A 23,260-nucleotide genomic window follows, 5' to 3' on the forward strand; every position below is an offset into this window, starting at 1 on the left:
CGGTGTGTTTCCAAAAGCGCGTCGGGCTTGGTCGACGTTTCGGGGGCGGGGCGCAAGGTGTTTCCGTTCTTCCGCGCAGGCGGAGTCCACGGTTACGGGCGTTGCGTCCGTGGCTTACAGATCCGGCAACACCTGATCCGCTACCCCCCACCCATCGAGCGCCGCCGACCCGACTCGGGCGATCAGTTCCTCAGCGTCGCGCACGGTGAACTTCGCCGCGGTGTCGATATCGCGCAGTTCGGTCCACGATACCGGTGCCGACACCGGCGCATTCGCCCGCGCACGCGCTGAATAGGGCATGATCGCGGTCGCGCCGCGCTGGTTGCGCAGGTAGTCGATGAAGATCTTGCCCACGCGCTTCGCCTTGGTCATCACCGCGACGAACCGGTCGGGCTCGGCCGACGCCAGCGCGCGGGCGAAGCGGTCGGCGAAATCCTTGACCGCGGGCCATTCCGCGTGCGGGGTCAGCGGCACGACGACGTGGACGCCCTTGCCCCCGGACAATAACGGGAAGCTGACCAGCCCAAGTTCGGCGAGCTGGTTCTTCAAATGCTCGGCCGCCTTTTTGGTGTCCTCGAAATCCAGCCCCTCGTCGGGGTCGAGATCGAACACCAGCCGGTCGGGTTTTTCGAGCGCGTCGATCTTCGATCCCCAGCCGTGGAATTCGATCGTCCCCATCTGCACGCACGCGATCAATCCATCGGCGCTGTCGACATAGAGGTAGTTCTCGGTCGAGCCGTCCTTCTCGCGAATCGGCACCTGATGGACGGTGTCGCCGAAGCTGCCGGCGTCGTGCTTCTGGAAGAAGCAGGCACGCGCCCGGCCCTGCGGGCAGCGGACGAGGCTAATCGGGCGGTTGCCTGCCCAGGGCAGCATGATCCCTGACACCGCGGCGTAGTAATCGGCGAGTTCGCCCTTGGTGACGTTCGATTCGGGGAAGATCACGCGGTCGCGGCTGCTGACCTTGACCGTGATCTCGGGGATCGAAGCCGCGGCGTCGGGCAGCGGGGCAGGGGTCTCCGCGACGACGTCCTTCGCCGCCTTGTCTTCGCGCAGGCCGATGAAGCTCGAATGGCGCAGCACGCCGTCTGGGGTGACTTCGGCGAACGCGATCTCGGCGACGAGCTTCGGCGTCACCCAGCGCGCGCCGCGAACCGCCGCCTTCGGCGCCTGGACGGTCGGCGTCTTGGCGTCGAGTGCGTCAAGCTTCTCGCGCAGCTCGTCCATCAGCGCCTGGTCGAACCCAGTGCCGACCTTGCCCGCATAGACATAGCCGTCGGGGCCGTTGACCCCGAGCAGCAGCGACTTGAACCCGCGTTTTTTGTCCGACGGCAGCCAGCCGACGATGACGAATTCCTGGCGGCGGATGCACTTCACCTTGAGCCACGCCTTGGTGCGCTTGCCCAAATAGGGCGCGTCTGCGCGTTTCGAGACGATGCCTTCGAGACCCTCGCGGCACATTGTCTCGAACAGTTGCTCGCCTGCACCGATGACATGGTCGGAGTACTGAAGGTGCGTGTCCTTACCGATCAGCGGTTGCAGCCGCGCCTTGCGGTCGAGGTTGGACAGGCTGGTGAGGTCCTCGCCATTCAGTTCGAGCAGGTCGAACGCGAACAGCGTCATCTCGCCATTGGCTGAGATCGCGTCCTTGAGCGTCGAGAAATCGGGCCGGCCATCCTTGAACGCGACGATCTCGCCGTCGATCAGCGCGGATGTGACGGGAAGCGCAGCGGCCGCGGCGGCGACGCCGGGGAATTTGTCGGTCCAGTCGAGCCCGGAGCGGGTGAAGACCTTCGCCTTGCCGCCCGCGACCGAGACGAGCGCGCGGTAGCCGTCATACTTCACCTCGTGCAGCCACGCGGTGCCGGTGGGGACCGCATCGACGAGGGTGCAGAGCTGTAAGTCTCTGAAATCCTCCCCGGCACGGGGAGGGGGACCGCCGCGCGCTTGCGCGGTGGTGGAGGGGGGCTTGCCACGGGCGGTGCGCTTGCGGCCAGCCCCCTCCACCAGCTTCGCTGGTCCCCCGTGCGAGGTCGATTGTGCCCCCGGCACAATCTTGGATCGCTGGGAGCGATCCACCCTCGCACGCCGTGCCGGGGAGGATTTGGGTTTCTTTCCCTCCTCGATCTCGACCATCGTCCGGCCGGTCGCGACGCTCGTCAATGCTTCCTCGACCAGCGTATCCGTCCCGCCGGCTTCCGCATCGCCGATTTTCCGGAGCAGCCAGTTCTCGCGCTTTTCCTTCGCGCGCGGCTTCAGGCGGATCAGCAGCCATTCGCCCTTCATCCGCTCGCCTTCGAGGACGAAATGGAGGTGCCCTTTGTCGAGGTCCTTGGCCGACTTGCCCTTGATCGGCGACCAGGTGCCGCGGTCCCACAGCATCACCGTGCCGCCGCCATATTCGCCCTTGGGGATCGTGCCCTCGAACGTGGCGTAGGACAGCGGGTGGTCCTCGGTGCGCACCGCGAGGCGTTTCTCGTTCGGGTCGATGCTCGGGCCCCGCGTCACTGCCCAGCTCTTCAGGACGCCGTCGATTTCGAGACGGAAATCCCAGTGCAGCCGCGTCGCGTCGTGCTTCTGGACCATGAAGCTGTTGCCGTTGCCCGGCGCGAGCGTGCCCGCGGGTTCGGCGGTCTTCGCGAAGTCGCGCTTAGCGTTGTAGAGTTCGAGGGGATCAACGGTCATCTCTCCCCTCCCGCCTGCGGGAGGGGCTGGGGGTGGGCTCGCGCTATCGACCACGGCCTACGCCGATGGCGCGAGCCCACCCCCGACACCTCCCGCAGGCGGGAGGGGAGAAGCTTTGTCTCAAGCACGCTTCTTCGCCGCGGCCGGCTTCTTCGCCGCCGCCTTCTTCGCCGGCGCCTTTTCTTCCGCCGCCTTGGCCGGCTCCTTCGCCGCCATCGACTTCTTCAACGCTGCCATCAGGTCGACCACATTCGACCCGGAACGTTCCTCGCCACCCTTGTCCTCGATGATCTTCTTCCCGTTCGCCTTGCGCTTGCGCTCGATCAGGTCCTTCAGCGCATCGACATAGCGGTCGTGAAATTCGTCCGGGTGAAACGCCGCGGTGCGCTTGTCGATCAGCGCCTCGGCCAGGTCGAGCAGCTCGTCGTCGGGCTTGTCGTCGGGGATTTCGCGGAAATAGCCCTGCGCCTTGTGCACCTCATCGGCGTAGCGCAGCGTCTCCAGCACCATGCCGCGCCCGCACGGTTTCAGGCTCACGACATATTCGCGACCGCGCATCGCGAGCTGCCCGAGCCCGACCTTCTTGGTCCGCCGCAGCGCCTCGCGCAGCACGATGAACGCCTCTTCGGCCAGGTCGTCAGCGGGGACGACGAAATAGGGCTTCTCGTAATAGAGTACGTCGATCTCGCTGGCGTCAACGAACTGCGTCAGCTCCAGCGTCTTCTTCGATTCGAGCTTCACCGCGTCGATCTCGTCCTGTTCGAGCAGGACGTACTCGCCCTTCGAGATTTCATAGCCCTTCATGATCTCGTCGGCGTCGACCGGGCCGACGCCGGTGACGACCTTGTCGTAATGGATCGGCTGGCCGGAGGGCTCGTGGATCTGCTTGAAGCTGACCTGCGCGCCACTCTTGGTCGCCGAATAGATTTCGACGGGAATCGAGACGAGGGCGAGGCGGATCTGTCCCTGCCAATATGCGCGTGCGGCCAAAGCGATGTTCCTCGTTGCGATGGCGATTCAATCGTTGGCGAGGAGAGTCGTTCCGCGTCTTCTTCACCCCTCCCGGGAAGGGAGGGGCCGGGGTGGGTTGGCCAGTTGTCTGGCGGGGCACCGGTCCGGAGAGCGACCCACCCCCAACCCCTTCCTTTCAGGGAGGGGAGCACGGTTTCGCTTGCCGCGGAGTTTCGCTATGGAGCCGGCATGTCCGACGATCCCTTCGCGCTGTTCGAGTCCTGGTACGCCGAGGCCCAGACCAGCGAAGTCAATGATCCCAATGCGGTGGCGCTCGCCACGGCCGATGCGCACGGTCAGCCGTCGGTCCGCATGGTGCTGCTCAAGGGGCACGGCCCGGACGGTTTCGTCATCTATACCAATCGCGAGAGCCGCAAGGCCGGCGACCTTGCCGCCAACCCCCACGCCGCGCTGCTGTTCCACTGGAAGTCGCTGCGCCGGCAGGTCCGCATCGAAGGGGCGGTCGAACTCGCGACCGATGCCGAATCCGACGCCTATTTCGCCTCGCGCGGGCGCGATTCGCAGCTTGGCGCTTGGGCGTCCGACCAGTCGCGTCCGCTCGACGATCGCGCGACCTTCGAGGCGCGCTTCGCCGAGATGACCACGCGGTTCGACGGGCAGGACGTGCCGCGGCCGCCGCATTGGGGCGGGTACCGGATCGTGCCGACGACCATCGAATTCTGGCAGGACCGCGCGCACCGGCTGCACGAACGCCGGGTATTCACGCGCGACGGTGGCGGCTGGACCGAAGGATTGCTGTTCCCATGACCAACGACGAACGGCGCCGGATCATCCCGCTGGCGACGCGCGCGGCGCTCGCCAGCGTCGCGATGGCGTGTTTCCTGTTGCTGCTCAAAGGCTTCGCGGCCTGGTCGACCGGATCGGTCGCGATGCTGGGGTCGCTCGCCGACACCGCGCTCGACCTGCTCGCCAGCATCGTCACGCTGTACGGCGTCCGGCTCGCGGCGACGCCGGCCGATCACGATCACCGCTTCGGTCACGGCAAGGCGGAGGCGCTGGCGGCGCTGTTCCAGGTCATGCTGATCACCGCGTCGGCGGGCGCGATCGCATGGCGGGCGATCGTCGCGCTGGGTAACCCGGCCCCGACCGCCGGCGCCGAGTTCGGCATCGGCGTGTCGGTGATCGCGATCGTCGCGACGCTGTTCCTGCTCGCCTATCAGCGCCGGATCATCCGCCAGACCGGATCGGTCGCGATCCTGGCGGACAACGTCCACTACCAGTCCGACGTACTGCTCAACGGATCGGTGATCGTGGCGCTGGTACTCGACCAGTATCTCGGCTGGAGCGGTGCGGATCCGATCTTCGGGATCATCATCGCGCTGTGGCTGGCCTGGGGCGCATTCTCGGCATCGTCGAACGCGATCGACCAGTTGATGGACAAGGAATGGCCCGAGGATCTGCGCCAGCAGTTCCTCGACGTCGCCGCGCGCCAGCCGGGACTCAAGGGAATCCATGATTTCCGCACGCGGCGCTCGGGCAGCCATGATTTCGCGCAGTTCCACATGGAGGTCGCGCGCGACCTGAGCGTCGCCCAGGCGCATGACATCGTCGAGGGCGTCGAGCGCAACCTGCGCGCGATGTTCCCCAAGGTCGAGGTGCTGATCCACCTCGATCCCGAAGGCCATGTCGACACCGACAATCCGCTCGTCGAAGCCGACGTCACCCCCCACTGGTTCGGGAAGCGCCTGTGAGAATACCGTTCGCGCAGATCGATGCATTCGCCGATGCGCCGTTCACCGGCAATCCGGCGGCGGTGATGCCGTTGTCGGCATGGCTCGACGACGATGTGTTGCTGGCGATCGCCGCGGAAAACAACATCAGCGAGACCGCGTTCATCGTGCCGTCGGAGGCGGACGGCGTCGATTTCGACCTGCGCTGGTTCACGCCCGCGGCGGAAGTCGCGCTGTGCGGTCACGCGACGCTGGCGAGCGGGCATTTCGTGCTGTCGTCGGATACCGCGCGCGACCGCGTGCGGTTCTCAACCCGGCAGGCCGGTATATTGGAGGTGGCCCGCGCCGATTCCGGGTATCGCCTGGCGCTACCGGCGTGGATGCCAAGTGCCAAGCCGCTGCCCGAGATCGTCGCAGCCCTCGGCATCGACGCGCCGATCGAGACCTTGTGGTACGACACGGGCTATGCGCTGATCGTCGTCGAGAACGAGGGTGTGGTGCGCGACCTCGCGCCTGACATGGCAGCGCTCGGCAAGATGCCGATCGTCGCGATCGTCGCCGCGCGGGGCCAAACCGCCGACATCGTCAGCCGTGTGTTCACGCCCTATTATGCCATTCCCGAGGATCCGGTGACCGGATCGGCGCATGCGGTGATGGTGCCCTATTGGGCCCGGACACTCGGCGACCGTTTTACCGCCTATCAGGCCAGCGACCGCGGTGGGCGCCTGACCTGCCGGCTCGAAGGCGACCGGGTCATCCTTGGCGGGACGTGCGTCAGCGTGATCGAGGGAACGTTCCTGCTCCCCTGATCCGCCGCGCACGTCCGCGCCGCAGACCTGGCTTTACTTGCCGCGGAGCGTGTTCAGCACCGCGAGACCGACGACGCCCAGCAGCGCGGCAGTCGCATAGGGGCGGCTCTTGGCGAAGGTCGTTGCCTTCTCGGTCAGCGGGCCGACCGCTTCGCGCGCTGCGCCGACCGCCTTGGTGGCGTTGCCGGTCAGTTGGTCGACGACGCCTTCGCCCTGCAGCGAGGAATTGCCGGTCGCATCGCCGACGGTTTCCTTGATCTGGCCGCCGATGGCCTGGCCGTCGCCCTTGAGTGTGGTGGTGTTCATGATCGTTCCCTTCCGAATTGCATCGGAAGCGTAACGGCCGAACGCGCAGTTGGTGCCAGTGGGGTGACGACGGCGCGCGATTTTGGCGCCGATCGCCGACTCAAACCCTGTAGCGAGCCTCGGCGAGGTCGATCTCGCGGATCAGCTTCTTGGCGGTCTCGCTGCCGATCCCGCGGTCGCGCGCGATCCGGAAGATTTCGTCGCGCTCGGCCTGAAGTGCGGCAAGCCGTAGGTCGCGTTCGATGCGGCCGTGGCGGCGCGCCTGTGCGGCCGCCTCGCCGCGCTTGGTGCGGCGTTCGATCCGCTCGCGATAGGTGTCCATGATCCGCGTCCCCGCGCTCGCATAGACATCCGCGTCGCGGCGCCCGTCGGCGAGCGCATGCTGGACGCGTTCGACCGCGCAGATCGCGGCCTTGGCGGCGGCGACGCGCGCGCGATCCTCCTCGACCTGCTTCGACGGCTCGGGCGGCATGGTCAGCCCGCGCAGCAGCAGCGGCAGCCCGATGCTCGCCGCCAGCAGCGAGACGATGATCACGCCGGCGGCGAGGAAGATCGCGAGATCACGCGCAGGGAAGGGCGTGCCGTCGTTCATCGTCAGCGGCAGAGTCAGCACACCCGCCAGCGTGATCGCGCCGCGCACGCCCGCGAACGACATCGCCGCGAGCAGGCGCTTTGCGACCTTGGGCGAGGGCGTGCCATCGTTGCGGCGGCGGAACAGCGTCAGCTTGAACGATGCCCATACCCACAGGAACCGCAGCAGCGCGAGCGCCAGCGTGATCGCGACGACATAGACACCGAGCCACCACGGCGCGCGGTGGCCGGTAAGCTGCACCGTCTCGACCGCGTTCGCCAGGATGTCGGGCAGCTGTTCGCCGAGCAGCACGAAGATGATGCCGTTGGCGGCGAACTGGATCGTATCCCACACCGAATTGCGGCGCATCCGCGTCGTTGCGAGCGCCTGGCGCGAGATTTCCGCGAAGCTCATCGTCACGCCGGCCGCCACTGCGGCGAGGATGCCGGAACAGTGAAGGTGCTCGGCGAGCAGATAGGAGCCGAACGGGATCAGCAGGCTGATCAGGATCTGCGACCCGGTCTCTTCGCCGAAGCGATTGGAGACCCAGGCCTTCGCGCGCGTGACCGCCAGCGTGACCGCGACGCCGACCGCAATGCCGCCGGCTGCGACCCAGAGAAAGTCGAGTGCGGCCGCCGACGGCGAGAAGGTGCCGGTCAGCGCCGCGGCGATCGCGAACCGCAGGCAGACCAGCCCCGAGGCGTCGTTGAGCAGCGATTCGCCCTCCAGGATGTGCATCATCCGCTTGGGGATCGAGACGCGCGACGCGATCGCCGACACCGCGATCGGATCGGTTGGCGACACCACCGCGGCGAGCGCGAACGCCACCGCCAGCGGCATTGCCGGAATCATCCAGTGAATGAAGAAGCCGACACCGACGACGGTCAGCAGCACCAGCCCCAGCGCGAGCTCGGCGACCGTCGACAGGTCCTTCAGCAACTCGTCCTTGGGAATCCGCCAGCCATCGAGGAACAACAAGGGCGGCAGGAACAGCAACAGGAACAGTTCGGGGTCTAGTTCGACCTTCAGGTGCACGCCCAGGCCGATGACCGCGCCGAGCGCGATCTGGACCAGCGGCGCCGGCACGGCGATGGGCAGCATACGCGCGACCGCGCCGCTGACGACGACCGCCAGCAACAGGATCAGGATGATCGAAACGGTTTCCAGGGGGCTGCTCCCGGTTCTGGAGAGGGGGCCACCGGGTGGGCGCGGACAGCCCCTACCGGCGATCCGCTATGGACGGAAGAGAGGCAGGCGCGGGATCACCCGCGCCTGCCCCGGGGTCATGCGCCGAAGGTGCGCTGCCACCAGCCGCGGCGCGGTGCACCGTCGGGATCGTCGCTCGACGACGGATCGGCTGCCGTCGGCTCGGCCTTGGGCTGGACCTCGGCTTTGACCGGTGCGGCCTCGATCGGCGCGGACAGCGACTCGTCGACCGGAGTCGCATCGCCGGCTTCGACCATCACATCGGCCGCCTTCTTGCGCGGACGGCGCTTGGGCTTGGCGGGCGCCTCCTCGGCAACGACCGGCGCTTCCTCGACGACCGGCGTCGCGGCCTTACGGCGCGGCTTGCGCGCCTTGGGGGCCGCAGCTTCGGGAACGGTCTCGGCGATCGGCTCGGGGATGCTCTCGGCGATCGGCTCGACCGGCGTCAGTTCGTCCATCGTCGCGTCGGCGACCGCATCGGCGATCTCCACCGCTGCCTTGGGCGAACGCGCGCGCGGGCGACGTCGCGTTTTCGGCGCCGCTTCGACCGGTGCCGGGGCGGCTTCGACCTCGAAAACGGGCTCGGCCTCCGGCTCGTCGGCAATCACCAGATCGTCCGCAGAGACCGTATCGACCGTATCGACCGTATCGAGCGTCTGCTCCTGCGTCGCCTCGGTGCGGCGACCGCCACGACGACCGCGACGACCACGCCGGCGCCGACCTTCGCCGCCGATTTCGGCCGCAGCATCGCCGGCAGTTTCGCCGTCGAGCAGGGCTTCGGTGCGATCGGACTCGACCTCCTCGACGGTGTCGTCGCTGACGATCTCCTCGACCTCGGCGTAATCGCCGGTGTCTTCGGTCTCGTCGCCGGCGAGTGCTTCGCTCCCCTCGACGCCTTCGCTGCCCTCTTCACCCGGACGCGCACGACCGCGACGGCCGCGACGGCGGCGACGCTTGCGCCCGCCTTCGCCCTCGGCCGCGGCTTCGCGCTCGCGCGGCTGGTCGCGGCGACGCGGCTGCTCCTCGACCTCGGTCTCGTCGACTTCCTCCTCGTCGATCTCGTCCTCGATCTCCTCGGGCAGATCGTCCTCGTCGTCCTCGATGATCTGGACGAACTTCGGCGGATGCGCGGGCGGCGGGCCGCTGGCCTCGACCGTCATGTGCGCGCCTTCCTCGTCCTGGCCGGGGATGATCTCGACGATCACGCCGTAGCGGTCCTCGATCTCGGCGATGTCGGCGCGCTTGCGGTTGAGCACGTACACCGCCGCTTCCTGGCTCGCGCGCAGCGTCAGCACCGATCCGCGACCGCGCGCGGCCTCGTCCTCGATCATGCGCAGCGCAGAGATGCCCGACGACGATGCGGTGCGGACCAGCCCGGTGCCTTCGCAATGCGGGCACTGACGGGTGGAGGCTTCGAGCACGCCGGTGCGCAGGCGCTGGCGGCTCATCTCCATCAGGCCGAACGACGAGATGCGGCCGATCTGGATGCGGGCGCGATCGTTCTTCAGCGCCTCCTTCATCGCCTTCTCGACCTTCCGGACGTTGGAATTGTTATCCATGTCGATGAAGTCGATGACGACGAGCCCGGCCATGTCGCGCAGGCGGAGCTGACGGCCGATTTCCTGTGCGGCCTCGAGGTTGGTCGCGGTCGCGGTCTGCTCGATCGAATGCTCACGCGTCGAACGGCCGGAGTTGATGTCGATCGAAACCAGCGCCTCGGTCGGGTTGATGACCAGATAGCCGCCCGACTTCAACTGCACGACGGGGTGGTACATCGCGGACAGCTGTTCTTCGACCCCCGCACGCTGGAACAGCGGCACCGCGTCGGCATAATGTTTGATGCGGCGCGCATGCGTCGGCATCAGCAGGCGCATGAACTCCTTGGCCTGGCGATAACCGTCCTCGCCCTCGACGATGACCTCGTCGATCTCCTTGTTGTAGATGTCGCGGATCGCCCGCTTGATCAGGTCGCTGTCGCCATAGACCAGCGCCGGCGCCGACGCCTTCAGCGTCGTTTCGCGGATGCCGTCCCAGAGGCGGGCGAGGTAATCGAAGTCGCGCTTGATCTCGACCTTTGTACGCTGCAGCCCGGCGGTGCGGACGATGCAGCCCATCGAGGGCGGTAGCTGCATGTCGGCCATGATCGACTTCAGGCGCTTGCGGTCGCCCGCGTTGCTGATCTTCCGCGAGATGCCGCCGCCGTGGCTCGTGTTGGGCATCAGCACGCAGTAACGCCCTGCCAGCGACAGATACGTCGTCAGCGCCGCGCCCTTGTTGCCGCGCTCTTCCTTGACGACCTGGACCAGCAGCACCTGGCGGCGATGGATCACGTCCTGGATCTTGTATCGGCGGCGCAGGTTCATGCGGCGCTCGCGCAGGTCCTCGACCGCCGCGTCGTCGCCGTTCGACTTGCGTTTCCGGCGCGGGGTCTCGCCCTCGGCCTCGTCTGCGACGTCGGTGTCGTCCTCGAACGTCTCGTCCTCGCCCGCTTCTTCGTCCTCGAACTCGTCGTCATCGAGGTCGTGCTCGGCGCGCAACGCGGCTTCCTCGGCGGCGTGTTCGGCCTCTTCGCGCAACAGCGCGTCGCGGTCTTCCTTGGGAATCTGGTAGTAATCGGGGTGGATCTCGCTGAACGCGAGGAAGCCGTGGCGATTGCCGCCGTAATCGATGAACGCCGCCTGCAGCGACGGCTCGACCCGCGTGACCTTGGCGAGATAGATATTACCCTTGAGCTGCTTGCGTTCGGCAGACTCGAAGTCGAACTCCTCGATCCGGTTACCCTTGACGACGGCTACGCGGGTTTCTTCCCGGTGGCGCGCGTCGATCAGCATGCGTGTTGTCATTATGAAGTCTCCGCGCGCGCGCCGGGCCGATGGGCTGCCGTCGCGCGCTTGATGGTGGGGCGCCCGGGCCAAATGCCCTGGGCGAGTAGCTATGCGAATGTGCCTCTGCTTGCGACGCACGCCGCGGGACTTGGCCCTGCGGCTCCCAGGCGACCGCGCTCCCACCGGCGAAGGCCGGTCGGTCAGCGGGGCAGGGGAAATGCGTCATGAAGCGTCAACCTGAATTGCCGCGCCCGGGACCGGGCGGGCGTGTGCCCGGCGATGACCGATGTCGGATCACGCACGGGTGCACCGCAGGCGTAGCACTGCGGTTCGGGGTTCGCAACTGGCAGCCCCTTGCCGCGAAAGGCCGCGCATTGCCGGCAAATTCATGCCGAACGCCGCATTAACCGCATGCCGAAAGCCCGTGTTGGGGAGCAAGGCTTACCTGTCCCTCGAGCGAAGGCGTTATCAGAGGGATTTCCAATGGCTTTTCGCTGGACCGGCGAGGCGAGTGCGCGGCAAGTACGCCGCGTGTTCGCGCTTCTTGCCCTGTTGGCCGGCTGGGTCACGGCGCTGCCCGCCTGGGCGGCGACCGTGCAGAGCGTCGCGGTGCGTGGTGCGCGGATCATCATCCGCTTCGACCAACCGGTCCGCGACGCGAAGAGCCAGGTGCTGGCGGACGACGGCAGCATCGCGGTCGACGTCTCGGGCGTAACGCCGGGCATGACATCGGGCGCGCCGTTCGCGGCGCACGGGCTGGTGACTCGGATGACTCAGCAGGCGCACGGCCGATCCGCGACTCGACTCGTGTTCGATCTGGCGGGCCCCGCGATCGTTGAGGACGGCGGGTTCGATTCCGCCGGGCGCGAACTGACGCTGTTGCTGCGCACCGTCGACGAGACCGCGTTCACCCAGGCGAGCATCGCCGGGCCGCTCGATTTCTTCCCGTTCAATATCGGCGCCAGTCCACGACCGCGGTACAAGGTGTCGATCCCGGTGCCACCGCCCGCGCGCGCCGCCAGGCTTCCGCGCGTGCAGGGCGATGATTCGCGGCCGCTGGTGGTGATCGACGCCGGGCATGGCGGAGTCGATCCCGGTGCGATCGGCCCCGACGGGCTGCGCGAGAAGGACGTGACGTTGAAGGTCGCAAAAGCGATCCGCGACGCGCTGCTCGCGAGCGGCCGGGTGCGCGTGGCGCTGACGCGCGAGGATGATCGCTATCTCATCCTGCGCGAACGCTATGGCATCGCGCGACGTCTGAAGGGCGACCTGTTCATCTCGGTCCACTGCGACAGCACAGGCACGGCGGACGCCTCGGGCGCGACCGCCTACACGCTGTCGGAAGTCGCGTCGGACAAGGAGGCCGCGCGGCTGGCGGCACGCGAGAACAAGGCGGACGTGATATCGGGCGTCAACCTCGGCGATGCCGGCGCGGATGTCTCGTCGATCCTGATCGACTTGACGCAGCGCGAGACGATGAACGCCTCGGCCACGTTCGCGCGGCTGCTGGGACGAGAGGCCAAGCCGTTCATGCCACTCAAGGCCAATTTCCACCGGATGGCGTCGCTGATGGTGCTGAAGGCGCCCGACATGCCCTCGATCCTGTTCGAGACCGGCTATATCTCGAACCCGCAGGATGCCGCGTTCCTTGCCAGCGGCGATGGGCGACAGCGGATCGCGGCGAGCGTCACGCGTGCGGTCGAGGTGCATTTCGCGCGGCGGATGGCGGCGCGCTGACTTCTGTTCTCCCAAACGCAGGAGTCCAGAAGTCACGAGCGATGGCGCCTGCGACTTCTGGACCCCCGCTTTCGCGGGGGAGCGGAAGCTACCAGCTATAGCCGATCGTGGCTTGGACCGTCCGGCGGTTGCCGTACCAGCACCAGCCGTAATTGGTGTAGCAGGAAGTCAGGTACTTCTTGTCGAACAGGTTGGTCGCGTTGACGCCCAGCTTCACGTTGGTGAAGCGCGGGCTGAGCTTGCCCAGATCGTAGCGGGCGAGCGCATCGAACAGCGTGTAGGTGGGCGTGCTGCGCGCGACGCCGTCGAGATAGATGCCGCCATAGACATGATCGAGATAGCGCACCGCGCCGCCGATCGCGAACCCCTCGGCGGGACCCGACTTGGGTGCCCATTCGAGGTTCGCCGAGATGTTGCCGCGGCCGGCACCCACCAGCGGCTGTCCGACATTGGCGGCGGTGACGTCCTCGAGCACCTTCACCTTCTGGCGGCTGAGCGCGAACTTGGCATTGAAGCCGTAGGGAAGCGACCCGCTCGCCTCGATCTCGACGCCGCGCGAGCGTACCTTGCCCACCTGCGTGCCGGCGAAGCTGATGGGGTCGAAGACCACCACGCCGGTCTGCTCAATATTGAACCACGCGCCGGTGACGAGGAAATCGGTCCCGGGCACCTGATATTTCGCGCCCGCCTCGAACTGCTTGCCGAGTGAGGGCTTGGCGAAGCTGCCATCGACGAGCAGCGACGCCTGCGGCTCGAACGAGGTCGAATAGCTGGCATAGGGCGCCAGACCGAAAGAGGTCAGATAGAGGCCGCCGACGCGGTAGGTGAACTTCCTGTCGTGCTGCACGGCCGCGCCCTGGGCCTGGCGGGCCCAGTCCTGCCGGCCGCTGAGCGTGACGCGCAGTCCGCCGACTGAGATCTGGTCCTGCGCATAAAGGCCCTGCTGGCGCTGCTGGACGTTCTGGTAGGTGGGAGTCCCGAAACCGACGCCCGAATAGTTGAGCACCTGAGACGGGTTGGCGGGGGTCGCCATCGTGCCATAGACCGGATTGAACACGTCGATCGGCGTGGCGCCGCCGAAGGTGTAGAGTTCGGCCGAGTGCGCGACCTGCCGGTCGACGCCGAACAGCAGGTTATGCTTGATCGGGCCGGTCTCGACGACGCCCTTCAGCTGGTTGTCAAAGGTCCAGGCGTTGACCTGCTCGTTGGTCGCATAGGAATAGCGCGCGTACAGCGTCGACGCGGACGCGGTGAGATCGGTCGGGTAGCCACCGGTATAGACGATGCCAAGCTTGCTCTTGACGTACTGATAGCGGCCCGACGACCGGAACGACCAGCCGCCGCCGAAATCATGGTTGGCGATATAGGTGAGAGAGGCCTGGTCGCGGCTGAAGAAATCGTTCGGCTCGCCGCCGTAGAATTTGGTCGAGATCGTCCCCGCCGGGTTGTCGATCAGCGTGCCGAGCGTGGGATAGACCCCGTAATTGCCGTTGCGCGGGTCGTGCGAATAGTTGCCGAGCAGCGTGAAGCTGGTCGAGGACCCGGCGCCGAGCGTGACCGCGGCGGAGACGGTCTGGCGGCGGCGCGTGCCATAGGTCTGCTGCGAATCCGCGCCGTTGGCGCTGGCATAGACGCGCCACAGCGCATCGGAGCCGATCTTGCCGCCGACATCGGCGTCGACGCGGTACAGATCATAGGTGCCGTAGCTGCCCGCGACCGCGCCGTAGAAGTCGCGGTCGATAGGCAGCTTGCTTGCTTCGGCGACGAGGCCGCCCGGGCTCGACTGACCGTAGAGCACCGAGGCGGGGCCCTTGACGATCTCGATACGGTCGAGCCGCGACACGTCGACCTGCGGCACCGCATAGCCGACGGCGCTGCCGAACATCTTCAGACCGTCGAGATAGACCGGGGCGTCGAAGCCGCGCAGCTTGAACTGGTCATAGACTTCGGCGGAGGCGCCGCGCTGTTCCGGGGTGACGCCGGCGACGAAGCGCAGCGCCTGGTTGAGATTCTGCAGCCCCAGGCCGGCAATGTCGGCGGCGCTGATGACGCTGATCGACTGCGGCGTTTCGGCGATCGGGGTCGCGCTCTTGGTGGCGGACGAGGCCTCTTGGGCTGGGACGGTGCCCTCGACCACGATGACCGAGGAATCTTCGGATTTCGCGCTGGTCTGCGCTTGGGCAGGGACGGCCGCAATTGCGGTTCCGACGGACAGTGCGAGCAGGAATTTACGGTTTGGCATGAGGGCCCCTTTCGGGGAGCGCCGCTACTGGTATCGCGAATGATTTGCAATAGCGGAATACCGTTCCGCTACGCGAGCGAGGCACCCGTCATACCAGCCGACGCTGGGGTTGCCCGAGGTTGGCGCGGTACATAACCCCGGCGGCCGCTGGGGTGGCGGAATTGGGGCGAGGTGACGAGTTGATGTGATGGCTAATGAGAATCCGAAAAGGTCGGCGTGCGGGCGAACGACGGGCTAGGTCTGCCGAGGCGAGACTTCCGCCGAACGCGCTGCTAGCGTCGCGTCAGACAAGGGGACCAGAATGACCGACGCCGCCCGCAGCACGCCCGCGCCCCGCATGCGCGAACTGACGTTTCGCGGGATCGTGCTCGGCGGGATCATCACGTTGCTGTTCACTGCGGCGAACGTCTATCTTGGGCTCAAGATCGGGCTGACTTTCGCGACGTCGATCCCCGCTGCGGTGATCTCGATGGCGATCCTGCGCGGCTTCAAGGATTCGACGATCCTCGAAAACAACATCGTCCAGACGATCGCAAGCGCGGCGGGGACGCTGGCGGCGATCATCTTCGTGCTGCCGGGGCTGGTGATGATCGGCTGGTGGCAGGGCTTTCCGTTCTTCACCACCGCGGCGATCACGATGTTCGGCGGCGTGCTCGGCGTGCTGTTCTCGGTGCCTTTACGGCGCGCGCTCGTGGTCGATACCGTGCTGCCGTACCCCGAAGGCCGCGCCGCCGCAGAAGTGCTCAAGGTCGGCGCGGGCAGTCGAGAGGGCGGTGCTGAAAGCGCGGTGGGCTTGCGCATCATCGTCGTCAACGCGCTGGTCTCGGCCGGCTTCGCGATCCTGACCCAGACCAAGCTCGCCGCGGCTGAGGCGGCGACCTGGTTCCGTTTCGGCGCGGGCGCCACCGGCATCTCGGGCGGGCTGTCGTTCGCGCTGCTCGGCGCGGGGCATCTGGTTGGGATTTCGGTCGGAATGGCGATGTTCGCGGGCGTGGTGATCGGTTGGTGGATCCTGCTGCCGATCCTGACCTCCGCGGGCAGCGTCACGGGGACCGCGGAAGTGATTGCGAACACCGTGTTCCGCTCCGACGTGCGCTTCTTCGGCGCGGGCGTGATCGGCGTCGCGGCGATCTGGACTCTGCTCAAAATCGCCGGGCCCGTCGTGGGCGGCGTGCGGTCGGCGTTGGCGGCATCGGCGGCGAAGCGTGGCGGCGCGGTGCTGGCGCTCGAGGAGCGCGACATCCCGATCGGGATCGTCGGTTTGGGCTCGCTGGCGATGCTGGTGCCGATCGGGATCCTTTTGTGGACGGTGCTTGCGGGCGGTCCGCTCGAGGCGTCGGCAGTCGGTCTGATCGCGGCCAGCCTAATCTTCATCCTCGTCATCGGGCTCGTGATCGCGGCGGTCTGCGGTTACATGGCCGGGCTTATCGGGGCCTCCAATTCGCCGGTTTCGGGGATCGGCATTCTCGCTATCCTTGCCGCGTCGGTGATGCTGGTGGCGTGGTTCGGCCGTGCGGTCGATCCAGGTACGACGCAGGCGCTGGTCGCCTACGGCCTGATCGTCACCGGCGTCGTGTTCGGGATCGCGACGATTTCCAACGACAACCTCCAGGATCTCAAGACCGGGCAGCTGGTCGGCGCGACGCCGTGGAAACAGCAGGTCGCGTTGCTGATCGGCGTGGTTTTTGGCTCGATCGTCGTCCCGCCGGTCCTCAACCTGCTCGGCAGCACGCTGGGTTTCGCCGGCGCGCCGGGTGCGGGGCCCAACGCGCTGGCGGCCCCGCAGGCGGCGTTGATCTCCGCGCTCGCTAAGGGCGTGCTGGGCGGCAATCTCAACTGGGCGATGATCGGCTATGGCGCGCTGACCGGGGCGGCGGTAATCCTCGTCGATGAAGCGCTGGGCCGTGCGGGCAAGCTCCGCCTGCCGCCGCTAGGCGTCGGGCTCGGGGTGTACCTACCGATGGCCGTGACCCTGCCGGTCGCGATCGGATCGGTCGTCGGCTATGCCTATGACCGCTGGGCGGACCGCACCGCCGATCCCGAACGCGCGCGCCGGATGGGTGTTCTTACCGCGACGGGCATGATCGTGGGTGAGAGCCTGTGGGGCGTCGGCTTTGCCGGGATCGTCTACCTGACCAACCAGGAAACGCCGTTGGCGCTGGTCGGCGAGGGGTTCGCGCCGGTGGCGCTGATCGGCGGCACGCTGCTGTTCGCGGTGCTGACCTGGCTGCTCTACCGGCGGACGATGGCGGCTGGGCGGTAGACCTGTCACCCCGGGCTTGACCCGGGGCCCCGCTTCTTCTTCGCCAGGAAAGCGGGACCCCGGATCAAGTCCGGGGTGACGGAGCTACTTCGCCATTGCGCCGAGCAATTCCTTGATCTTCACGAACGCGAAACCGACCGAGCTGTCGGCGATGCCGTACGGCATGAAGATCGTGTCGCCATGCCGCAGCGCGCCGCAGCTATAGACGACGTTGGGCACATACCCCTCGCGGTCCTGGTCCTTCGCAGCCAAAATAGGTTGTGTCGTGCGCCCCAGCACCTTCGACGGATCGTCCTTGTCGAGCAGCACCGCGCCGATCGAATATTTGCGCATCGCGCCGACGCCGTGCGTCAGCAGCAGCCAGCCCTCGTCGAGCTCGATCGGCGGACCACAATTGCCGATCTGGACGAGCTCCCAGGGATAGGTCGGCTCAAGGATTTTCTCGCCGTCGTCCCAGTCGGTCAGCGTATCGGATTTCAGCAGGAACAGGTTCTCGCCGTCCTGCCGGCCGATCATCATATACTGGCCGTTCACCTTGCGCGGGAACAGCGCCATGCCCTTATTGCGCGCGGCGCGGCCGGTCATCGGCACCAGATCGAACGCACGGAAGTCGCGCGTGCGCATCAGCTCGGACTGGATCACTGACCCGTTGTATGCAGTGTAGGTGCCGATCCATTCGAGCGAGCCGTCCTCATGAGTAAATTGGACGATCCGCAGATCCTCCAGCCCCTTCGACTGCGCCTGGGTGATCGGGAAGATCACGGTGCCGCTAAGCGTGCTGTCGCGGTGGCGATAGACGGTGACCGGGCCGACCGGCATCTCGTCTTCGCCGCTGTTGACCGCGTCGGTCGCGGTCGCGAACGGCGGCTCGGGCGCGAGCTTCATCTGGTCCTGATCGGTGATGATCCCCTCACGGAACGCGACCGACGAGATATGCCCTTCGCCTACAGCGCGCATCGACATCAGCACGCGCAAGCTGCCCGGCGGCATCCCCGACTGGTCGAAATGCGGCACCGCGCTGGGGTTCATCAATGCGGCAGCGGCATAGGAATATTCGTGACAGAAATAGGCACCGATAAGCTGGCGCTTCTCGTCGCCGATCTCGCTGCCGTCGAGCCCCAGCATGTCCTCGATCTGGTCGTAGCGAGTCATGAAAACCCGCCGCGTCTGCCAGTGCCGCGCTTCGAAATCCTTGAGCACGACTTCGAGCTGGGTCCGCGCCTCGGCGCTCGTCATCTCGAGCACCTCGCCGACCAGCCGCTCGGTGCGGCTCGGCGGGCCGCCGTTACCGCCCCATGCGATATGGAACGGACGGACAACGACACGCGACGGATCGGCGTGCAGCCTCAACTGGTGGTTGAACAGAAACATCGCTTCGCCCCCGGATCGGCCCATGCACGAAGCCGCACGTATAAGCTATGCGACGACGCGCGTGGCTCCTGCCATGCTTTGCGCTGCCTTTGAAACCCCAGAAATCGTGCAATTGGCAAGTTGCAGGGCCAGAATCGACTCCGCGCCCTGGTTGCGATTGAGCCCCGTCGGCATCAATCCGTCGAAACAGCCACCGTCGGCGACGCTCGCCAGCGGCAGGTCGAGGTCGTTGGCACCGAGGAACCAGCCATAGGCACGCTCGGCTTCCTGTGCCCAGCGCCGGTCACCGGTCGCCTCGAACGCCGCTGCACAGGCATCGACGGTCGCCTGTGCCTCCAGCGGTTGCTGGTCGAACTGCAGAGGCTCGGCATAGGGCCGACCGAAGCTCTCACTGCCGACCGCGCGGAAACGACCCTCGGGCGACGTCTGTTTGCCGACGATCCAGTCGAGCGTTGCCAGCCCGCAGTCAATGAGGTCCTGACGGCCAAGCGTCCGACCCGCACGGATCAATGCCTGCGGCAACCGCGCGTTGTCGTATGCTAGTACGATCTCGAACCACTGCCATTCGGGGCGTCGGGCCTTGTCGAGCAGCGCCAGATGGATGTCTGGAAATTTGTTCAAAATCTCTAGCGACAACCGGTGGCCTGGTTTCGCCTCCAGCATCGCCGCGGCGCCGAGCATCGCGAACGCCTGTGCACGCAGGCTGCCGAGGTCGAGCGCCAGGCTGGCGGTCGAATCGAACATCGCGGTCGCCCAGTCGCGATGCTTGGCCATCGGCGCGTCGCGCACGGTGATGCCAAGCGCCCAGATCGTCCGGCCGTTCGAATCCTCCGAACCGATATCCTCGCACCAGCTGCGGTCGAAGCGCATGAAGTTGCGGAAACGGCGTGCTTCCGGGTTCCACGCATATTGGACGAAGGACGCGTAGATCGTCGCCCATTTGTCGCGCGTGACGTCATCGAGATCGGGCATCGCGCTCATCAGGATCAGCGCGCGCGCATTGTCGTCGATGCAATAGCCGTGACGTCGGTCGGGAATCGAATAGATCGAATGTTGAAGCATACCCGTCGAGTCGCTCATCCGCTCGACCGCTGCGAAATCGGGATCGAGCGGCTTGAGCGGCGGTTGCGGCTTGGCCAGGCGAAACGGGCGCGCCGCGACGATCGCCCGAATCTCGGTCACCGTGGCTTCGGCGAGACGCGGCCAGATCATTGTCCGACCACGTGCATAGGCACGCTCGGACAGGCGGGTGCGGTCGCGGTCGTTGGACAGCAACGCATCGATCTCACGCGCGAAGGCGGCGACGTCACCGAACGGCACCAGCACGCCATGGCCGTCGGCCAAGATTTCGGTCGCGTGCACATAGGGAGTCGAGATGACGGGGCGACCGACGCCGATCGCATAGCTGAGCGTGCCTGAGGTGATCTGCGCCGGGTTGGTATAGGGCGTGAGATAGACGTCGGCGGCCTGGAGATAGTTGATCAGTTCGCCATGCTCAAGAAACGCGTCGATGAACGCGATATTGTCGGCGACGCCGCGTTCGGCGGCCAATGCCTTCAGCTTGTCGCGATACTTCTCGCCCTCGTGCGCGACGAGGTTGGGGTGGGTCGCGCCGAGCACGACGTAGAGCATGTCGGGGTGATGCGCGATGACCGCAGGCAGCGCCTCGATGACGGTCTCGATCCCCTTGTTGGGGGCGAGTAGGCCGAAGGTCAGCACGACCTTGCGGCCTTCCCAGCCGAACTTTGCCTTGTTCACCGCGGTATCGAGCAGGTCGCGATCGGGGACGCCGTGCGGGATCATGACGATCTGGCGTGGGCTCGCGCCATAGACGCGCTGCAGGATGTCGCGCCCGCGCTCGGCCATCACGATCACGCGCGACGCGCGGTGCAACAACCCTTCGAGCACGCGGCGCTGATCGGCGTTGGGCTTTTCGAGCACGGTGTGCAGCGTGACGATGACCGGCAGCGTGGTACGGTCGAGCAGCGCCAGGATATGTTCGCCGGCGGGGCCGCCGAAAATGCCATATTCATGCTGGACCCAGATCGCCTGCGCGCCGCTCGTCTCGATCGCGCGTGCGGTCTCGATATAGGCAGACAGCTCGGCCTCGGGGATCGTGCCGGTGACTTCGGCCGGATAGGTGTAGCGGCCGGGGTGGTCGTCCATCGCATACACATCGACGACGATCTCGGGAAAGCTGGCGCGCAGCGCCGTGTAGACGTCGGTCGTGAACGTGGCGATGCCGCAGAGCCGTGGCAGAAAATTGCCGATCAGCGCCAATCGCGCGATATTGGTCCCGTCCGCCGGCTTCACCATCAACTATCCTTCGAATGAGTACGCGACTGTCGGGTAACCTGAACCGCGTATGTCTCGAACGATCACCCTAGCACAAAGTTTCAGTTTCGTTGCACCGCAGCACGAGAATCTCGCGTCGAAGCAACGCGCTGCGTCAACCGCGACCGCGGTACGGACTGACGCCCTGATCGGGCAACCACAGGTCCGCAGGCGGCGCCGCGGACTGCCAGAACACGTCGATCGGAATGCCGCCGCGCGGATACCAATAGCCGCCGATGCGCAGCCAGGCAGGCTTCATCTCGTCGAACAGCCGCATGCCGATGCCGACGGTGCAGTCCTCGTGGAAGGCTGCATGGTTGCGGAACGAGCCGAGGAAGAGCTTTAGCGACTTGGATTCGACGATCGTCTCGCCGGGGACATAGTCGATGACCAGATGCGCGAAATCGGGCTGGCCGGTGACCGGGCAGAGCGAGGTGAATTCGGGCACCGCGAACCGCACTAGATAGGTCTGGCCATGCCGCGGGTTTGGAACATAATCGAGGACGGCCGCTTCAGGAGAGGCGGGGAGGGTGCTGGTTTGGCCAAGATGGGTAGGTGTCATGTGAGCGCATGTAGCGCGCGCGGGGCTCGCCGCAAAGAGTGCGGTATCCGCGATCGGCGTGGCGATGTCGGGCGTGTTCCGGCATGACCACCCTTGCCGTCGTCCTCGGCGATCAACTCACCATCGACATCGCCCCGCTCCGCGACGCCGACCCCGCGACCACCGTCGTGCTGATGATGGAGGTCGCCGACGAGACGACCTATGTCCGCCACCACAAGCGCAAGATCGCCTATATCCTCTCCGCGATGCGCCACCATGCGGAGGCGTTGCGCGCCGCTGGGTGGACCGTCGACTATGTGAGGCTCGACGATCCCGAGGCGAGCGACAGCTTCACCGGCGAAGTCGCGCGCGCGATTGGCCGACACGACCCGGAACGGATCCTCGTCACCGAAGGCGGCGAGTGGCGCGTGATGGCGATGCTCGAAAGCTGGGAGACGCTGTTCGGCATTCCCGTCGAGATTCGCACCGACGACCGGTTCCTCGCCAGCCATGCCGAGTTCGCGACCTGGGCGGAGGCGCGCAAGTCGCTGACGATGGAATGGTTCTACCGCGAGATGCGCGTGAAGACCGGGCTGTTGCTGACCGACGGCAAGCCCGAAGGCGGAAAGTGGAATTTCGACAAGGAGAATCGCAAGCCGGCCAAGGCGGATCTGCTCATGCCGCGCCCGATCGCGTTCAAGCCGGACGCGATCACGCAGGACGTGCTGGCGCTGGTGGCAGACCGCTTCGCCGATCATCCCGGCAGCCTCGCTGATTTCGACTATGCGGTGACCGCCGAGGACGCCGAGCGGCAGGCGACATACTTTTTCAAGCAGGCGCTGCCGCAGTTCGGCGATTACGAGGACGCGATGCTTAGCGGCGAGCGCTATCTGTGGCACTCGATCCTGTCGCCCTACATCAATTCGGGGCTGCTCGATCCGCTCGATTTGTGCCGCCGCGCCGAGACCGAGTATCGCGCCGGTCGCGCGCCGCTCAACGCGGTGGAGGGCTATATCCGGCAGATCATCGGCTGGCGCGAATACATGCGCGGCATCTACTGGCGCGAGGGGCCGGACTACGTCGAGCGCAACTTCCTGGGCCACACGCGGGAATTGCCGGGCTGGTACTGGACTGGCGAGACCGACATGCATTGCCTGTCGCAGGCGATCAACCAGACGCTGGAGACCGCGCATGCGCACCATATCCAGCGGCTGATGGTGACGGGCAACTTCGCGCTGCTGATCGGCGCGGACCCCGCCAAGGTCCATCTCTGGTACCTCGAAGTCTATGTCGACGCCTATGAATGGGTCGAGCTGCCCAATACGCTCGGTATGAGCCAGTTCGGCGATGGCGGGCTGCTGGGGTCGAAGCCGTACATATCGTCGGGCGCCTACATCAACCGGATGTCGGATTATTGCGGCCGGTGCCGCTACGACGTGAAGCAGCGGATCGGCCCGGATGCCTGCCCGTTCAACGCGCTCTACTGGGATTTCCTGGCGCGGCACGAGGACAAGCTCGGGCGTAACCCGCGGCTGAGCATGCCCTACCGCAACTGGGCGAAGCAGACCGAAGAGGATCGCGTCGCGACGCGGGAACAGGCGGCGGGCTACCTCGCCTCCCTCGACGCCAGCGGGCCTGCCGGGTACTGATCGCCGACACACGGGAGAT

Annotated in this window: 15 protein-coding genes; 6 read left to right on the forward strand and 9 right to left on the reverse strand. The window is 66.4% G+C overall.

The features are described 5' to 3' along the window. Positions 1-114 precede the first annotated feature (114 nt). Both ligD and ku read right to left on the reverse strand, forming a co-directional pair. On the reverse strand, positions 115-2,685 hold the full coding sequence (gene ligD, locus U1701_RS08465; RefSeq protein WP_332782116.1) for a DNA ligase D: 2,571 nt from the start codon (positions 2,683-2,685) through the stop codon (positions 115-117). A gap of 120 nt (positions 2,686-2,805) precedes the next feature. Continuing rightward, positions 2,806-3,675 carry a non-homologous end joining protein Ku gene (gene ku, locus U1701_RS08470; protein WP_332782117.1) on the reverse strand — a complete coding sequence of 290 codons (870 nt, stop codon included), beginning with the start codon at positions 3,673-3,675 and terminating at the stop codon, positions 2,806-2,808. A gap of 210 nt (positions 3,676-3,885) precedes the next feature. Between ku and pdxH the strand changes: the two genes are divergently transcribed. The 3 genes from pdxH to U1701_RS08485 are packed head-to-tail and all read left to right on the forward strand — an operon-like array spanning position 3,886 to position 6,196. After that, positions 3,886-4,464, forward strand: coding sequence for a pyridoxamine 5'-phosphate oxidase (pdxH, locus tag U1701_RS08475; protein ID WP_332782118.1), 579 nt, complete (start codon positions 3,886-3,888; stop codon positions 4,462-4,464). Then, positions 4,461-5,408, forward strand: a complete 948-nt coding sequence (locus tag U1701_RS08480; protein WP_332782119.1) for a cation diffusion facilitator family transporter — start codon at positions 4,461-4,463, stop codon at positions 5,406-5,408. The genes pdxH and U1701_RS08480 overlap by 4 nt, the downstream gene beginning before the upstream one ends. Then, a complete protein-coding gene (locus tag U1701_RS08485; protein WP_332782120.1) occupies positions 5,405-6,196 on the forward strand; it encodes a PhzF family phenazine biosynthesis protein in 792 nt (263 codons plus the stop codon). The genes U1701_RS08480 and U1701_RS08485 overlap by 4 nt, the downstream gene beginning before the upstream one ends. 33 nt (positions 6,197-6,229) lie before the next feature. Here the strand turns inward: U1701_RS08485 and U1701_RS08490 are convergent, their stop codons facing one another. From U1701_RS08490 to U1701_RS08500, 3 genes are all read right to left on the reverse strand, one after another. Continuing rightward, positions 6,230-6,502, reverse strand: coding sequence for a CsbD family protein (locus U1701_RS08490; RefSeq protein ID WP_332782121.1), 273 nt, complete (start codon positions 6,500-6,502; stop codon positions 6,230-6,232). Between the two features lie 100 nt (positions 6,503-6,602). Further along, the gene (locus U1701_RS08495) at positions 6,603-8,240 is read right to left on the reverse strand and encodes a Na+/H+ antiporter (RefSeq protein WP_332782333.1); all 1,638 of its coding nucleotides are present in this window, start codon (positions 8,238-8,240) and stop codon (positions 6,603-6,605) included. A gap of 116 nt (positions 8,241-8,356) precedes the next feature. Next, positions 8,357-11,110: an Rne/Rng family ribonuclease gene (locus U1701_RS08500; RefSeq protein ID WP_332782334.1), complete on the reverse strand. Its 2,754-nt coding sequence runs from the start codon at positions 11,108-11,110 to the stop codon at positions 8,357-8,359. Between the two features lie 477 nt (positions 11,111-11,587). Here U1701_RS08500 and U1701_RS08505 point away from each other — a divergent pair, with 477 nt between their 5' ends. Continuing rightward, on the forward strand, positions 11,588-12,841 hold the full coding sequence (locus U1701_RS08505) for an N-acetylmuramoyl-L-alanine amidase (RefSeq protein ID WP_332782122.1): 1,254 nt from the start codon (positions 11,588-11,590) through the stop codon (positions 12,839-12,841). A gap of 88 nt (positions 12,842-12,929) precedes the next feature. Here the strand turns inward: U1701_RS08505 and U1701_RS08510 are convergent, their stop codons facing one another. After that, a complete protein-coding gene (locus U1701_RS08510) occupies positions 12,930-15,083 on the reverse strand; it encodes a TonB-dependent siderophore receptor (RefSeq protein ID WP_332782123.1) in 2,154 nt (717 codons plus the stop codon). A gap of 301 nt (positions 15,084-15,384) precedes the next feature. Here U1701_RS08510 and U1701_RS08515 point away from each other — a divergent pair, with 301 nt between their 5' ends. Continuing rightward, positions 15,385-17,346: an OPT family oligopeptide transporter gene (locus tag U1701_RS08515; protein ID WP_332782124.1), complete on the forward strand. Its 1,962-nt coding sequence runs from the start codon at positions 15,385-15,387 to the stop codon at positions 17,344-17,346. 84 nt (positions 17,347-17,430) lie between these two features. Here the strand turns inward: U1701_RS08515 and U1701_RS08520 are convergent, their stop codons facing one another. The 3 genes from U1701_RS08520 to queF all read right to left on the reverse strand — a co-directional run bounded on the left by U1701_RS08520 (position 17,431) and on the right by queF (position 21,613). Then, positions 17,431-18,717 carry a glycoside hydrolase family 130 protein gene (locus U1701_RS08520; protein ID WP_332782125.1) on the reverse strand — a complete coding sequence of 429 codons (1,287 nt, stop codon included), beginning with the start codon at positions 18,715-18,717 and terminating at the stop codon, positions 17,431-17,433. Between the two features lie 45 nt (positions 18,718-18,762). Then, the gene (locus U1701_RS08525) at positions 18,763-21,033 is read right to left on the reverse strand and encodes a glycosyltransferase family 4 protein (RefSeq protein ID WP_332782126.1); all 2,271 of its coding nucleotides are present in this window, start codon (positions 21,031-21,033) and stop codon (positions 18,763-18,765) included. A gap of 133 nt (positions 21,034-21,166) precedes the next feature. Next, complete coding sequence (gene queF, locus U1701_RS08530) at positions 21,167-21,613, reverse strand: preQ(1) synthase (RefSeq protein ID WP_332782127.1); 447 nt, start codon at positions 21,611-21,613, stop codon at positions 21,167-21,169. An 83-nt stretch (positions 21,614-21,696) separates the two neighbouring features. On the opposite strand from queF, the gene U1701_RS08535 reads away from it, so the two are divergent. Then, entirely contained in the window at positions 21,697-23,241 is a 1,545-nt protein-coding gene (locus tag U1701_RS08535; protein ID WP_332782128.1) for a cryptochrome/photolyase family protein, read from the forward strand. Positions 23,242-23,260: the final 19 nt, after the last annotated feature.

Source organism: Sphingomonas rhamnosi, assembly GCF_036663615.1.
Taxonomy (GTDB): Bacteria; Pseudomonadota; Alphaproteobacteria; order Sphingomonadales; family Sphingomonadaceae; genus Sphingomonas.

Coding starts and splice junctions, on each gene's coding strand:
- U1701_RS08490 (WP_332782121.1), bottom strand. CDS start 6,502: ATGAACACCACCACACTCAAGGGCGACGGCCAGGCCATCGGCGGCCAG.
- U1701_RS08480 (WP_332782119.1), top strand. CDS start 4,461: ATGACCAACGACGAACGGCGCCGGATCATCCCGCTGGCGACGCGCGCG.
- U1701_RS08520 (WP_332782125.1), bottom strand. CDS start 18,717: ATGTTTCTGTTCAACCACCAGTTGAGGCTGCACGCCGATCCGTCGCGT.
- U1701_RS08515 (WP_332782124.1), top strand. CDS start 15,385: ATGACCGACGCCGCCCGCAGCACGCCCGCGCCCCGCATGCGCGAACTG.
- ligD (WP_332782116.1), bottom strand. CDS start 2,685: ATGACCGTTGATCCCCTCGAACTCTACAACGCTAAGCGCGACTTCGCG.
- queF (WP_332782127.1), bottom strand. CDS start 21,613: ATGACACCTACCCATCTTGGCCAAACCAGCACCCTCCCCGCCTCTCCT.
- pdxH (WP_332782118.1), top strand. CDS start 3,886: ATGTCCGACGATCCCTTCGCGCTGTTCGAGTCCTGGTACGCCGAGGCC.
- U1701_RS08505 (WP_332782122.1), top strand. CDS start 11,588: ATGGCTTTTCGCTGGACCGGCGAGGCGAGTGCGCGGCAAGTACGCCGC.
- U1701_RS08500 (WP_332782334.1), bottom strand. CDS start 11,110: ATGCTGATCGACGCGCGCCACCGGGAAGAAACCCGCGTAGCCGTCGTC.
- U1701_RS08510 (WP_332782123.1), bottom strand. CDS start 15,083: ATGCCAAACCGTAAATTCCTGCTCGCACTGTCCGTCGGAACCGCAATT.
- U1701_RS08525 (WP_332782126.1), bottom strand. CDS start 21,033: ATGGTGAAGCCGGCGGACGGGACCAATATCGCGCGATTGGCGCTGATC.
- U1701_RS08535 (WP_332782128.1), top strand. CDS start 21,697: ATGACCACCCTTGCCGTCGTCCTCGGCGATCAACTCACCATCGACATC.